This window comes from Planctomonas sp. JC2975, assembly GCF_012985205.1.
Classification (GTDB): Bacteria; Actinomycetota; Actinomycetes; order Actinomycetales; family Microbacteriaceae; genus Humibacter.
In genome coordinates, this window is sequence record NZ_JABEKS010000003.1 from 111,448 (window position 1) to 125,788 (window position 14,341).

Genomic DNA, 14,341 nt, shown 5'->3' on the forward strand with positions numbered 1-14,341 from the left:
CTCCATCATGGAACCCGCGCGCTGGAGCTGAAAGCGGAGGCCATTTCTGGCCTCCGCCGCGACGCCAGCGCCGACCGCAGTCCCGGCGGTCGGTTCACGTTGAAGCCTTCCAGCGCCCTCAGCCCGCTGCCTTCAGCGCCGCGAGCTCGTCGGGTGTGAGCGTCGGGGCTTCGTAGCCCTCCGGCAGGTCGGGGACGGTCATCGTTCGGTCGCCGGTGTGCACGGCCACGGATTCGAGCTCGCCGTCGTCGAGCCAGATGTCGATGGCATCCGTCTCGACCAGGTCGACGAGGTGGATGCGTCGCGCGCCCACCGATGATCCGCTCGCCACGACGCGTCCGTCGACGCGCACCTCGTGACGCCCGATCCGCTGTCCGTCGTCGAGTCGCTCCACAAGGTCGACGTGGCGAACAGCGACCGGATGCGGCAGCGCGACGTGCACGACACCCGGCTCGAAGCCGCCGGACAAAGTGCCGACGACCGGAGCGCCGAACCGCCGCTCGCGCTCAGCGGCGAAGGCACCGAGCGCGGCCACGTCGGCAGCATCCAGTCCGCCGGATGGCGTCGGCGGCACGTTCAGCAGCAGGTTCGCGCCGCGACCGACCGATCGGTACCAGATCGCGAGGAGGTGCTCAGGGGTCTTGGGCTCGTCGCTCGGGCTGTGGAACCATCCGCGGCGGATCGACACGTCGCACTCGGGCGGCAGGTAGACCTGCGCGGCGAGCGCGGTCGACGACTCCGTGTACTGGCTGTCGGCCGTGCTGTCGACCGCGTAGCGCACAGGCTCGTCGACGATCCCGTCCTCGTTGCCCGCCCAGCGGATGCTCGGCCTGCCCATGTTGAACACCATCGCGTTCGGCTGCAGTTCGTCGATGACCGCCATGTAGCGGTCCCAGTCGTACACGCGGCCCTTCGAGCCGGCACCGTCGAGCCAGATCTCGGCGAGGTCGCCGTAGCCGCTGCACAGCTCGGTGAGCTGCCGCACGTAGAAGTCGTCGTAGGCGGCCGGGTCCGCGTACGACCTCTCGTGACGGTCCCACGGCGACAGGTAGACCCCGAAGCCGATGCCCTCCGCCGCGGCCGCGTCGGCGACTTCGCGCACGAGGTCGCCGCGTCCGTCACGCCACGGAGACGATGCCACGGAGTAGTCGGTCGTCGCCGTCGGCCAGAGGCAGAATCCGTCGTGGTGCTTCGCGGTGAGGACGACGTAGCGAGCGCCCGCCGCTGCCGCATCGCGGAGCCACACACGGGCATCCAGGTCGGCGGGATCGAAGCTGCTTGCCGCAAGTGTGCCGTCGCTCCACTCCACGTCGGCGAAGGTGTTGACCCCGACGTGGAGGAAGACGCCAAGGCCCCAGCGCTGCCACTCGCGCTGCGCCGTGGTGGGCTGCGGGCGGGCGGGCGCCTCAGCGTGCGCCGATGTCGTGTTCGGGGTCACGCGGTCACCCTCCTCTGCTCCACCAGGCCGACCAGGTTGCCCTCCGGATCTCGCACGAACGCCTGCCACTCCTCTGTGCCCGCGGGGCCGAGGGTATCGTCGGCGTGCGTGAAGACGGGGCTCGGCTCCGACTCGACGCTGGCACCGGCGGCGACCAGCCGCCGGAGATCCTCGTGCAGGTCGGACGACGGGAAGTACAGCAGCGCGGACGGCGCTGCCCTGTCGATCAGCAGGCGCGTGCCGGCGATGTCGAAGAAGAGCAGTCCGGGCGGATCGAAGCGAGCGACCGCGTCCGTCCCGAGCAAGACGGCGTAGAACGCTGCCGCGCGGTCGAGGTCGTCGGCATGCTGCGCGATTTGAGTGAGCCGGGTCATGGATCAACGTTAGGGCCGGCAGGGCGGGTGGCCTGCGGACCCTCAACGCACGAGACGCGCACGCACGCCCGGAGAACGGATGCGTCACCGGGCGTGCGACGCGGTCAAGCCAGGGCCACCTCGTGGCCGGACTCCGCCGACCGGTAGCAGGCGTCGATGACCTCCGCGCGCTTGAGACCGAGGGATCCGTCGTGCTTCGCCCACTCGGACGCGCCGGCGGCGATCGCCTCGACGAACTCGCGGACGACACGGTCGTGTCCGCCGTTCTCGCCTGGCGTCGCCGTGTAGTCGGCGTTGGCGCCGTCCTCGTTGCGGAACACCGTGAACTCGCTGGTCTCGTAGTCGGTGACCCGCAGCTCTGCGCCGCCGTCGGTGCCGTACACGGTCATCCAGTACAGATTGTTGTCCGCTCGGTACGCGTCCCAGCTGGCCTCGAGCGTGACCGTCGCACCGTTCGTCAGCCGCACGAACGCGATGGCGATGTCTTCGACGTCGAATCCCTCCACGGCCTTCGCGCCGAGCTCCGCGTACGTCGACGCGGACACCGTCGCCACCTCGGGCTCGCCGAGCAGGTGCAGCACGTAGTCGACGACGTGCACGCCGAGATCCAGCAGCGGACCGCCGCCCGAGAGCTGCTTCTGCGCGAACCAGCTGGAGCCGGGGATGCCGGCGCGCCGCAGCCATCCGGCCTTCGCGATGTACGGCGTGCCCAGCTGGCCGGAGTCGATGATGCGTCCCAGCTCGGCGATGTCCCCGCGCAGCCGGTGATTGAACACGACCTGGAGCACGCGACCGGATGTCCGTGCCGCCTCGACCATGCGACGTGCGTCCTCGATATCCGCAGCGATCGGCTTCTCGGTGAGCACGTGGATGCCGCGCTCGAGTGCGGCGATCGCGATCGGCGCGTGCAGGAATGTCGGGGTCGCGATGCTGATCGCGTCCAGCTCGAGGGAGTCCAGCATGTCCTCCCAGCGCTCGAACGTCGCGGGGATCCCGTACTCGCCCTGCAACTGCGCGACCAGCTCGGTCTCCATGCCCGCGAGGCCGGCGATCTCGACGTCGTCGAGCGCGTCGTATCCCTTGAGGTGCTGCTGACCGGCCCATCCGGCTCCGACGACTCCGACCTTGATGCCGCTCATGCCCGTGCACCTTCGGCGCCGGATGCCTGTGCCGACGCGGTCGCGAGCGCCGCCTCGGACTCCGCGCTCGATGACTCCGCGAACCAATCGCGGCCGGGGTTGGAGACCTCGGGGATCCGTCCGTATCCGCGAACGGGTGCCGCCCAGCGCACGGCGTTGGCCAGCACGGCCCGCACGTCGTCGTGATAGAAGACCGGATACTCCTGGTCGCCTGGGCTGAAGTAGAACACCTTGCCGTGCCCGCGACGATAGGTCATGCCGGAGCGGAACACCTCGCCGCCGGAGAACGAGCTGACGAAGACGAGCTCGTCGGGAGTCGGCACGTCGAAGAACTCGCCGTACATCTCCTGCTGGCCGATGACGAGCGGCGACGGGATGCCCTCGGCGATCGGATGCGTCGGGTTCACCGTCCACACCAGCTCGCGCTCGGCCTCGTTGCGCCACTTCAGCGAGCACGTCGTGCCCATGAGCCGCTTGAAGATCTTCGAGAAGTGGCCGGAGTGCAGCACGATCAGGCCCATTCCGGCGAGCACGCGCTCGTGCACCCGTTCGACCACCTCGTCAGACACCTCGTCATGCTTCATGTGCCCCCACCAGAGCAGCACGTCTGTCGCGTCGAGCGTCTCCGCGTCGAGTCCGTGGTGCGGCTGGTCGAGCGTGGCGGTGCGGATGTCCGCCTCCGGCAGCCGGGACGCCAGCCCCTCTGCGATGGCGCCGTGGATGCCGTTCGGGTAGATCGCCGTGATGTCGCTCTGGTGGGTCTCGTGGAAGTTCTCGTTCCACACGGTGATGCGCATGGGTCTCCTCGTGTGACGGTCGTGTGTGGGAGGTGCGATGGTTCGAATCGATTCGAGAGCCTTCGATACGCTACGCGTCGCGGTCGGGGTGTGCAAGGGAGTGGTTGCGCCCCCTGCTCTACCGCTCTACCGCTCTGCCGTGCCGCCGCACTGTCCCGAGTGCCCACCGGCCGCGGCGCCCCATGCCACCGCCAGCCGCCCCGTCCCCCGTGCCCAGCACCCGCCTCGTCCCACACCACCCACGTGCCGTCCAGCCGCACCACCCCGCGCCCACCAACCGCCCCGCCCCTGCCCACCAGCCGCACCACCCCAGGGCCACCAGCCGCACCCCACCCTGCCTCCCGTTTTCAGGACATGCCGCGAGACGTCGACGTAGTCGGCCCGTCTCGCCGCATGTCCTGAATACGGTCGGTGCGAGCAGGGAGGGCGAGGCCGGTTTCCGGCGAGAAGCGGCGGGTTTCCCGCGAGAAGCGACGGGTTTCCCGCGAGAGGCGACGGGTTTCCCGCGAGAGGCGACTCGGATTCGTGCGAGACGCAAACTGGTTTCGCGCGAGACGCGACTCGGTTTTCCGGGTGTGGTTGACTCGCGTTCGTGACGAGCGCGGCGCCGGGGCAGCATCCATCCGACACTGACGGGCGGAGGGGCGGTTCGCGTCACCGGTCACGACTGTTGTTCCTGCGCGACCTGGCCATCATCGTCGTGGTCGCGCTGCTGGCGTCGTTCCTGATCAAGACCTTCCTGGTGCGATCGTTCTACATCCCGTCCGGGTCGATGGAGAACACTCTCCAGATCAACGACCTGATCCTCGTCAACGAGCTCGAACCGGGTCTGGTTCCTATCCACCGCGGCGATGTCGTCGTGTTCACCGATCCCGGCGGCTGGCTGCCCGCCTCGCAGGAGAAGCCGAACACGAATCCCATCGAGTGGGCGCTCTCCTTGATCGGGCTGGCCGCACCCGATAGCGACGACCACCTCGTCAAGCGTGTCATCGGGCTTCCCGGCGACCGCGTGACGTGCTGCAACGCTCTCGGACAACTGACCGTGAACGGATCGCCGCTGGTCGAGCCGTATGCCGTCATCCCGGCAGGCGACACGGATGCGGGCGCCGTGCACTTCGACGTCACGGTCCCCAAGGGCGAGCTGTGGGTGATGGGCGACAACCGTTACGACTCTCAGGACTCCTCCCTGAACCAGAACCTGCCAGGCCACGGTTTCGTCCCGGAGTCCGACGTCGTCGGCAGGGCCATCATCGTCAGCTGGCCCGTCAGCCACTGGAGCTGGCTCTCCGACTACCCGAATACCTTCCGCGCCGTGTCGGCACCCGCCTCCTCGGGGTGAGCACTGTGGCGCTCGCGAATCGCCGTCGCGCGCCTTCCCGTCATCCCGCCGTTTTCAGGACGTTCGGCGAGATGTGCGCACAGTCGGGACGTCTCGCCACATGTCCTGAAAACGGCTCATGGTGAGCGGCTGAGTGAGTCTGCTGGCGGCTGGGCAGCCGGCTCATGGTTGGTGAGGTTGCCGGCTGGGGCTGGGCAGCTGGCTCGTGTGGGCGAGTGATCCGGTGACGGCCGGGCAGACGGCTCATGGTGAATGAGTGAGCTGGCCGACGGTCGGGCAGACGGCTCATGGTGAGTGAGTGAGTGGGCTGGCGGCTGGGCAGACGAAAGCGAGCCGAAGTGCGACATGACGCACTTCGGCTCGCTTCGCTCAGTGAGTGAGCTGGGGTGAAGGTCAGAACAGTCGGCTCAGCCAGCTGCCGACCTGCTGGATGATCCACTTGACGGCGTCGATGATCGAGACGCCGGGATGCCCCGAGCCACCGCCCTGGTTTCCGTTCCCGTTTCCGTTCCCGTTTCCGTTTCCGTTTCCGTTTCCGTTCCCGTTTCCGTTTCCGTTCCCGTTGCCGTTCCCGTTGTCATCTCCGCCAGTGACGTGCACCGGCACGATCTTCGCGACGGATCCGTCCGACCCGAGGAGCACGGCCCGCTGCTGCGGGTGGGCGAAGTCGAAGAACCCGTCCAGCGATCCGGCACGGGCATCGAACGACGAGTCGCCGATCTGGCCGGTCGACCAGTTCTGCTCGATGAACTTCGTGATCGACGTCTGCTCGGTCGCGGTGTGGTCGATGTAGTTCTGCTTCGAGAAGGGCGAGATCACCAGCATCGGAAGGCGCTGGCTGGGTCCGCAACGGTCCGCATAGCCGCCGGCCGCGGAAGCCGTGGCGGTGGTGCAGATGGCGGAGTCGTTCGCGGCATCCTTCGATCCGTTCAGGATCGTCGGGGCAACGTGGTCGTACCATCCGTCGGAGTCGTCGTAGTTGATGACGATGGCCGTGCTCTTCCACGACGGCGACTTCTGGATGGCGTTGATCTCGTTCACGAGGAACTTCTGCTCATCCAGCGGGTCGGAGTACGCAGCGTGGCCGTCCTGAGCCTCCGGCGCCTTGAGGAACGACACCGCAGGCAGGTTGTTCTGCTTGAGGGCCGTGTCGAAGGACGTCAGGTCGTACTGGTGGTTGGCCTGGTCGGTGTGCCCGATCATCTTGTCGCTCGACGGCGCGAGGTGGTGCGGGTTCGACGTCGACTTGTAGTACGCGAACGGGTTGTGGTGCGGCGAGTAGTCCACGGATGACGCACCGGCGACGTTCGTCGACGTCGCACCGCACACGGCGTAGGAGCCCGACTGTCCGTTCCACGTGGTGGTCGGCGTGAATCCGCCCTGGAACCAGCCCCACGTCACGTTCTTCGCGTTCAGCAGGTCGCCGATGTTCTTACCCGACATGGATCCCAGCGCGTTGGTCGACGTGTGGTTGTTGTCCGCACAGTCGTCGTAGGCCGGGTCGGGGTCGTTGATCACCGTGCCGACCCCGTTCGCATCGGGCGACGCGACGGTGTAGGCATCAGGAGTCGCCGTCTTCTGACCCGTCTTCGAGTCGATCGACGTGACGCCGTGCGTCTGACCCGAGATCAGGTTCAGGGCGCCGGGCGTCGAGGGGCCGAACACGGTGTCCCAGGAGTTGTCGCTCATGGCGTAGTTCTGGGCGTAGTTCCACAGACCGGTGACGGTGTTGCCGTCGTAGTAGTCCATGGCGAGGCCGGGGCTGCCGTACATGCCGGTGCAGGTGTCCTTGCTCGTGTTCTGCACGAACTGGTCCATCGCACCGTTGTTCTCGGCCTTCTGCTCAGGGCCGTAACCGTGGTTCTGGTCGCACGTGACCGCCTCGTCGGGCGTGAGACGCTGCGGCGTGTACGCGTTCGGGTTCGACGCGATGAGGCCGGCCTTCTGCATGGTGTTGGCGGAAGGCGTGTTCGCGGCGGCCGTGAACGGGGTGCCGTCGGTGTTCGCCGCGTTCGGGTAGGTGCCGAAGTAGTGGTCGAACGAGATGTTCTCGTCGAACAGCACGACGAGGTGCTTGATCGGCGTCTTCGTGTTTCCGGACTGGTCCGGCTGATTGGCGGACGCCGGAGCCGCAAGGGCTACCGTCGTCGCGATCGCGGCGAGCGCGACCGGGATGGCAGCGAAGCGCACAGCGCGTCGCCCGAACACCGTCGGCATTCGTGATCCTTTCGTCGGGAAGGTGTGCTGCTGTCGGTCGAAAGGCATGCCGGGCATCCTTCAGGCCAACAGCCCGCTGGCGAACCAGTCGGCTTGGTGACGCACGCCCGGCAGCGCGAAGAAGTAGCCGCCGCCGGTCGGCGAGATGTAATCGACGAGCGGCTCGTCGACGAGCCGCTTCTGCACAGTCACGAACTGGCGCTCGAGATCCTGGTTGAAGCAGTTGAAGATCAGGCCGTTGTCGAGGTTGCCGTTCACGTCGACCCCGGAGTCGTAGTTGTATCCGCGGCGCAGCATCTGCTGCTTCTTCTGCTCGGGCGAGCGGTTGTTCGCCAGGCGGATGTGCGCATCCATCTGGATGACGTCTCCCGTCGGGTCCGTCTCGTAGCGCGGGTCGTCGAACTCGTGGCTGCCGGTGAGCGGCGCTCCGGAGTCCCTGCGGCGGCCGATCATGTTCTCCTGCTCGTGCAGCGAGACGCGATCCCAGAACTCCACGAGCATGCGGATGATCCGCACCACCTGATACGAACCACCCTCGACCCAGCTCGGTTCCTTCGCACCGGCGTGCGTCCACACCAGTTCGTCTGGCGCCTTGGAGCTGTCGAGCGCCGGATGCGCCGTGCCGTCCTTGAACCCGAGCAGGTTGCGCTGGGTGCCCGACGGCCGCGGCGGGGAGACGAACCCGTCCTTGCGCCAGCGCACCTGCATGGCGCCGCGCGTGGCGCGAGCGATGTCGCGGAGCGCGTGCGTCACGGTGTCCGGATTGTGCGCGCAGAGCTGCAGCAGCAGGTCGCCGTCGCAGGTCGCCCGGTCGAGGTCGTCGTTCGGGAAGTCCTCCATGGTGCGCAGGCGGTACGGCTTGTGCGCAGCGAGCCCGAATCTGTCGTCGAACAGGGACGCGCCGATGGATGCCGTCACCGTGAGGCCATCCGATGGGACCTCGGGACCGAGCACACCCGAGTCCGACGGCGGTGCCGAGATCCCCACATCCTGCGGCGTGCCGCCCCCGGTGAGGAAGCGCACGCGATCTGTGAGCTCTCGCATCATCGCGGTGAGCTCGGAACGGTCGGCGGCGGTCACGTCGAAGGAGACGAAGGCGGCGTTGCGCTGGCTCGGCGTGAGGATCCCCGCCTGGTGGGCGCCGTGGAACGCGTAGGACGCGGTCGAGGACGATCCGCTCGAGGTCGCAGCCGCCGCGGCGGCCGGTGCGGCAGCGACGGCGGCCAGCGGAGCCGCGATGCCCGCCCCGACCAGTCCGTGCAGGAACCCGCGGCGGGTGGCACCGCTGCTCGCTCCTGTCGCGCCGGAGTCCACTCGCTCAGGGGACGCAGAAGCATCAGGCAGCTCGGGCGCTCCCTGCGCGTGGAACGGGCAACCGGTCACGACGCCGACCTCCGCACGTCGCAGATCGCGGCGATCGGGGCGAGGAGCTCGATGGTCTTGTCGATCTGGGCATCCACGTCTTCGCGCTGGGTGGTGCTCAGGCTCTGCAACGGCATCCACGATCCGTCGGGAGCACGGAACGACTCGACGAGCTTCTTGGATGCGGCGATCGCAGCATCCGTCTCGGCCAGGTCCGGATAGCGTGACTTCAGGATGCCGCGCAACGGCTCGAGCGCCTGCACCGTCCCGGTGAGATTGGCGTCGACCGTCGCGAGGTTGGTGTGGCTGCCGGCATCGGTCTTGCCGGTGAGTTCGAACTGCAGGGCGTTCTCCAAGATCTCATGGGCCCGCAACCCGATGTCGAGCGGCTCGATCCGCGCGTGCGGGAAGTCGGTGCGCAAGTGGTCGATGTCCGCGACGAGCTGCGTGGCGAGTGGTGCGATCTCCGGTGCGGGGGCACCCGAGTAGAGCAGGGCCTCGATCTTGTGGAACCCGGTCAGGTCGGGATCCCCGAGCGCGGTGCGCCCTGAGGCGGGCATTCCGTTGATCGCGGTGTCCGCGTCGCCGAATGCGCCGTACGCGGCGCCCAGCGACTCGTACTCGAGGTGCGCGGTCAGCCAGTCGGCACGCGCCTTGCCGAGGTCGCCGGCAGCCACATCACTGCTGAGCGCCTGGGCGTCGGCCTCGAGCGTTGGGAGACGGCTCTCGATCCAAGCGCCGTACTGCTTCGAGGCTGGGATGAGATCGTTCTGGGTCACCGGCACGATGCCGGGCGTGGCGTTCGCCACGTGCACATCGCCGGTCACCGAGACGACGGGTCCGGCGATCGGATCCTCGTCGGCCGGAAGACAGATGAACCGGTACTCGCCCGCGCCGATGGTGACGTTGGCGCGGGTCGTGGTCCCTGCGCCGAGCGCTTCCAGGTCGAGGTAGACGGACTTGCTGGAGGCCGCCTGCAGGTAGACCTCCATGCCCGCGATCGAGGTGTTCTTCACGTCGAACGTCTGCGTGCCGGCCTTCGCGTCCGACCAGCCCGTTCCGCAGCCCGAGATGGCCGCAGTGACCGTGTAGGCCTTTGGATGCTCGCCGGCGCCCGACCCGCTCCTGGTGGCCACCGTCACGATGACGCCCGCGGCGATGACCACAGCAAGCGCACCCGCCAGCACCCCGTACTTCGCTGCTGCCCGCACCACTCGCCTCGTCGTCACACGTTCTCGACGCGCCGACGGCCGGTGATCGCCACCCGTACCGCGACAGCGGACGGGCGGATCGGAGTCAACGCGCGCCGGGGCGATCCCGGCCCCGAACGGATGCCAGCCTGGCACCGGATTCGGGCCCGTTCACCGGCCGTTCACCGAGTTCACGCACTGTTCAGCCAGTGCTCGCCCGAATGCCCACGGTCGCGGGTAGACCGATTGGTTCGCCTCGGCGCACGAAGGCTCAGCCGCTCGAATCGGGGGGCCGGCGCTTCGACTCGCGGGCTCGCTCAGCGCCCTCGCTGACCCGAGTGATGCGTCCTCAGCGAGCGGCGCTTGCTGTCTCGGGGACGGGAGGAATGGCATCCGCGGTGCTGCGGAAGGTGAAGAACACGAAGACCAGTGCGAGCACCTCGGCCGCGATGCCGATGAACGAGCCGAAGACGAAGACTCCCGGCGCGTGGCCGGTGGCGAAGGTCGCAAAGTCCCACAGGCCGTGCAGCGCCATCGCCCAGATCAGGCTGCCTGTCACACGGCGCACGATGTAGAACGCCGTGCCGCCCAGGAACGCGAGCCCGACCTGTTGCATCGTGCCGCCAACGGGCGCTCCGAACAGCACGTTGCCGGCGTGCATCATCCCGAACAGTGCGCTCGTGATGAACCACACCCACGGCTCACGCAGACTCGCCCGCAGACCGACGAGCAGAAGGCCGCGCGTCACGAACTCCTCGTTGAAGCCCACCATGATGCCGAGGAGGAGGAGTGGGAAGAAGTAGGCGAAGTCGATCCGGCTCCAGTCGACGCCGACGGCGAGTGTGAGCAGTGCCGAGAACGCCATCAGGGCCGGAGCGATGATGGGCCACTTGTGCCTCGAGGTGGACTTCTCGAACAACGCAGGACGCCACCAGCCCAGGACACTCGCGATGACGACCAGCAGCACGGCTCCGCAGACGAGGAAGAGGTCCGCGCCCCGCCAGATGGTGGATGGATTGTCCGCGATCGACGTGTACGGCACGCCTGAGATCTCCCCGACCACGAGGATCACGACCACGTAGGCGAGCCAGCTGAGCACCCCGATCCACCAGCGAGCAGCAACGCGCATGCCTGTTCCTCTCCCCCGAAAGACGACAGTCGAGTCATTCTGACAGATCGTCACGACTGGCTGCGCCGCGCGCGGCGCCGAGGGATCGTGTCGGATCGGCGGTCGAGCTTCAGGCCTCGTCGAACAGCGGACGCGCAAGTGCGAAGTATCCGGGTCGGTCGAATCCGTCGATCAGCGTGCCCTGCACGACCGCGCCCTGTAGGAGTCCGATCAGCAACGGGGCGAGTTCGGTTGCGCGGGTCGCGGCAGCGGCGTCCGACATGCCGCGCACCTCGCGCAGCCACAGCGCGTACTGCTCCGCGATGGCAGACATCAGCTGGGGGAAGACCCTCTGGAACGACTGCCGCAGCTCGGGATCGACGGCCGCCTGGCCCCACACCTGCAGTGGCATCGTCGTGCCACCGACTTGCTCCACGATCGCATCGAGCAGGCCGTTCAACGCATCGAGCGGATGCAACGGCACACCGTGCGGGTCGCGCGCGTTCCGCAGAGCCTCCGGCCCTGCCTCGAGCACTCTGTCGGTGACGGCGGCGACGATCTCGCCCTTGCCGGAGAAGTGGCCGTAGATCGCACCGGCGGAGAGCCCCGACTCGGCGATGATGTCGCTCATCGAGCTCTCCTTGAAGCCCCGTCGGAGGAAGCTCCGCACTGCGGCATCGAGAATCTGCTGACGGCGCGCCTCACGGTGCTCATCGCTCACCTTCGGCATCGATCGCCCCTCACTCGCCCGTCCATCCGTCGCTCGCCCGTCCGTCGCTCGCCCGTCCGTCGGGGTCGCCCTTGTTCGTCGTCCCATTCTCTTCGCGGTTCGTCCTGCCACCGTTCGCGAAGTGTCTCCGGCCGCGATTGTGCCCGGTGTTGACAAGAGGATACGGTCGATTCAGAATAAAGAACGAACATTCGTTTTGTATACGGCTCACCGCTCCGCTCCCCGACGAGGCGTTCGGCAACTGCGGAGCCGAACCTGGAAGCCGACACGAGCAGCCTTCTGATCGCCTCCGCAGCATCCCCTCCCACTCCCGATTGGAGTCCGTCATGACCGAACGCATCGCCCACACCACGTGGTCGCGCACCCTGCTCATCGGAGTCGGCGCCGCGATCGCGATCGGCGTCGTCGTGCTGGCCTTCCTCTGGCCGACCGTCACGTCCTCTCCGAAGGACCTCCCGCTCGCCGTGACCGGCCCGAGCGCACAGGTCGAGGCCGTCGAAGCGGCGTTGCACAAGGCGCAGCCCGAGCTCTTCGACGTCACCACCGTCGAGGGCCGCGACGAGATCGTATCCGGCTTGAAGGACCGCACCTACTTCGGAGGGATCGTCGTGGGTGACGCACCCGAGGTGCTCACGGCATCCGCAGAGGGTCCCGTCGCAAACCAGGTGATGACGCAGGTGCAGGGCATCCTCCAGGCACAGGCGAGCGCTGCCGTCCAGCGGGCCGTTCAGCAGGGGGCAGCGGCGGCGGCCGCGAAGGGCGCGTCCGCCGCGCAGGTGCTGCAGGCGATCGGCTCGGCGCCGAAAGTGGCCGTCAAGCTTACGGACGTCGTGCCGCTCGCGAGCACCGATTCGCGCGGATCCGGCATCACCGCGGCGGCCTTCCCGCTGGCACTCGGAGGGATGATCGGCGGCGTGATCATCTCGCTCCTCGTCTCAGGCGTGTGGCGGCGACTGACGGCATCCGTGCTCTACGCGGTTGCGGCCGGCTTCGTCGCGGTGAGCATCATGCAACCCTGGTTCGGCGTGCTACAGGGGTCGTACCTGCTCAACGTGGGAGCCATGGCGCTGTCGGTGTTCGCGACGGCATCCTTCATCATCGGGATGTCATCGCTCATCGGACCGGCAGGCATCGCGGTAGGCGCCGTCGTCACCATCCTGATCGGCAACCCGCTCGCAGGGGCGGCGCAGCCGTCGCAGTTCCTTCCGGGATCGTGGGGCGAGGTCGGCCAGTGGTTCGTTCCCGGCGCGGCGAACACGCTGCTCCGTCAACTCTCGTACTTCCCTGACGCCTCCTACTCGTTCCCGCTGCTCGTGCTGGTCGGCTGGTCGGCCATCGGGATCGTGGCCCAGTTCGCCGGCCACTTCCGATCGCGCGAGGTCGTGCACGTGCCGGGAGCCGACGTGGAGGATGCGGTCGCCGTGGCTGCGTAGGCGGCCGCGAACGCTCACTCCGTCGCGCAGACTCCGGTCGCGACGGGCGTGCTGCCTGCACTGGCCACAACAGGCTCGAGCTCGCTGAGGGTGAGAGCGTAGCCGGTGTCGGCATCCGTGGTCGATCGCGCGAACACCATGCCGACGACCTCGCCCCGGTCGTCGAAGAGAGGACCGCCCGAGTTGCCGGGGCGCACCGTCCCGCGCAGCGAGTAAACGTCGCGCACGACGGCGTCGTGCTGGTAGATGTCCGTTCCGGCGGCACTGAGCTCACCGCGGATGCGGGCGGACCCGAGCGTGTACGGTCCGCCGCCGGGGAAGCCGGCCACCACAGCCGAGTCGCCTGCTGCCAGGCCTCCGCCCGTGCGGAGGGCAGGGGATGTCAGGTCCGGAACGCGCAGCACGGCGACATCGCGCTGCGGATCGAACGCGACCACCGTCGCCTCGTAGTCGCGACCGTCCTGGGCCATCACCTCGACGGAGGACGCACCGGCCACGACGTGCGCGTTCGTCACGATCACGCCCGGCGCTTCCACCCACCCGCTTCCGGTGGACTCCATGGAGCAGCTGGCCTGGACGGCATCCACCTTCACCACGCTCGCCGACTCGGCCTGCACGGCCGCCGGGATGCTCGGGTCGGGCGCAGCGACGCCGGGGATCGTCTCCCCGCCCGAGAACACCTCGGGAAGTCCGGCGCCGGCGAGTGCGTCGTCCAGGGCGCCCAACGCCGTCGAAGGCGGCACCGGTGCGATGTCGTCGAGCACGCTGACGATGCGCGATGCGGATGCCAGTTGCGACGCCGGGTAGATGGACGACGACTGCGCGAACCCGGCCAGCAGCCAGACGACTGCGGCCCAGGCGACGACGCCGATCACGGCCCCGCCCGCCGAGTCGACGTTGTTGAGAGGACCGCGGTGACCGATCCGGCCGCGGAGCATGACGCCGACGGAGGATGCGACGCCGTACAGCACGGATCCGCAGACCAGCACGACCGCCGCCGCGAGGATCGTGCGCGCGATGGTGCTGCCGTGTCCCTGCGGCATCACCCAGCCGACGACCGGGGCGGCCAGCAGCAAGCCGATCCACAGCCCGACGACGAGCCCCACCATGGACAGAGCCGTCACGAGCGCGCCGCGCCGCCATCCGACGACTATCGCGGCGACCGCTGCGAGAGCGAGCACGATATCGACGGGGAACTCCACCCGACTACTTTC

At 68.2% G+C, this 14,341-nt stretch carries 12 protein-coding genes; 2 read left to right on the forward strand and 10 right to left on the reverse strand.

All coding sequences use genetic code 11. The features are described from left to right. Positions 1-118: 118 nt before the first annotated feature. From HII28_RS16610 to HII28_RS16625, 4 genes are all read right to left on the reverse strand, one after another. The gene (locus HII28_RS16610; RefSeq protein WP_170026970.1) at positions 119-1,438 is read right to left on the reverse strand and encodes an alpha-L-fucosidase; all 1,320 of its coding nucleotides are present in this window, start codon (positions 1,436-1,438) and stop codon (positions 119-121) included. Next, positions 1,435-1,812 (reverse strand): VOC family protein, encoded by a 378-nt coding sequence (locus HII28_RS16615; RefSeq protein ID WP_170026971.1) that lies wholly within the window; start codon positions 1,810-1,812, stop codon positions 1,435-1,437. Before HII28_RS16615 ends, HII28_RS16610 begins: the two co-directional genes overlap by 4 nt. A 104-nt stretch (positions 1,813-1,916) precedes the next feature. After that, a complete protein-coding gene (locus HII28_RS16620; protein WP_170026972.1) occupies positions 1,917-2,951 on the reverse strand; it encodes a Gfo/Idh/MocA family oxidoreductase in 1,035 nt (344 codons plus the stop codon). Continuing rightward, positions 2,948-3,748 carry a ThuA domain-containing protein gene (locus HII28_RS16625; protein ID WP_170026973.1) on the reverse strand — a complete coding sequence of 267 codons (801 nt, stop codon included), beginning with the start codon at positions 3,746-3,748 and terminating at the stop codon, positions 2,948-2,950. The genes HII28_RS16620 and HII28_RS16625 overlap by 4 nt, the downstream gene beginning before the upstream one ends. A 667-nt stretch (positions 3,749-4,415) precedes the next feature. Between HII28_RS16625 and lepB the strand changes: the two genes are divergently transcribed. Further along, positions 4,416-5,087 carry a signal peptidase I gene (gene lepB, locus HII28_RS16630; RefSeq protein ID WP_240978360.1) on the forward strand — a complete coding sequence of 224 codons (672 nt, stop codon included), beginning with the start codon at positions 4,416-4,418 and terminating at the stop codon, positions 5,085-5,087. A gap of 393 nt (positions 5,088-5,480) precedes the next feature. Here the strand turns inward: lepB and HII28_RS16635 are convergent, their stop codons facing one another. From HII28_RS16635 to HII28_RS16655, 5 genes are all read right to left on the reverse strand, one after another. Beyond that, on the reverse strand, positions 5,481-7,352 hold the full coding sequence (locus HII28_RS16635; RefSeq protein ID WP_240978330.1) for an alkaline phosphatase family protein: 1,872 nt from the start codon (positions 7,350-7,352) through the stop codon (positions 5,481-5,483). Between the two features lie 12 nt (positions 7,353-7,364). After that, on the reverse strand, positions 7,365-8,618 hold the full coding sequence (efeB, locus tag HII28_RS16640) for an iron uptake transporter deferrochelatase/peroxidase subunit (RefSeq protein ID WP_170026974.1): 1,254 nt from the start codon (positions 8,616-8,618) through the stop codon (positions 7,365-7,367). Positions 8,619-8,683: 65 nt separating this feature from the next. Continuing rightward, positions 8,684-9,895: an EfeM/EfeO family lipoprotein gene (locus HII28_RS16645; protein WP_170026975.1), complete on the reverse strand. Its 1,212-nt coding sequence runs from the start codon at positions 9,893-9,895 to the stop codon at positions 8,684-8,686. A 310-nt stretch (positions 9,896-10,205) separates the two neighbouring features. After that, positions 10,206-10,985: a CPBP family intramembrane glutamic endopeptidase gene (locus tag HII28_RS16650; RefSeq protein WP_170026976.1), complete on the reverse strand. Its 780-nt coding sequence runs from the start codon at positions 10,983-10,985 to the stop codon at positions 10,206-10,208. Between the two features lie 109 nt (positions 10,986-11,094). Next, entirely contained in the window at positions 11,095-11,781 is a 687-nt protein-coding gene (locus HII28_RS16655) for a TetR/AcrR family transcriptional regulator (RefSeq protein ID WP_346769377.1), read from the reverse strand. A 239-nt stretch (positions 11,782-12,020) separates the two neighbouring features. Here HII28_RS16655 and HII28_RS16660 point away from each other — a divergent pair, with 239 nt between their 5' ends. Then, a complete protein-coding gene (locus HII28_RS16660; protein WP_170026978.1) occupies positions 12,021-13,127 on the forward strand; it encodes a hypothetical protein in 1,107 nt (368 codons plus the stop codon). A gap of 14 nt (positions 13,128-13,141) precedes the next feature. Here the strand turns inward: HII28_RS16660 and HII28_RS16665 are convergent, their stop codons facing one another. Further along, positions 13,142-14,329, reverse strand: a complete 1,188-nt coding sequence (locus HII28_RS16665) for a MarP family serine protease (RefSeq protein ID WP_170026979.1) — start codon at positions 14,327-14,329, stop codon at positions 13,142-13,144. Positions 14,330-14,341 lie beyond the last annotated feature (12 nt).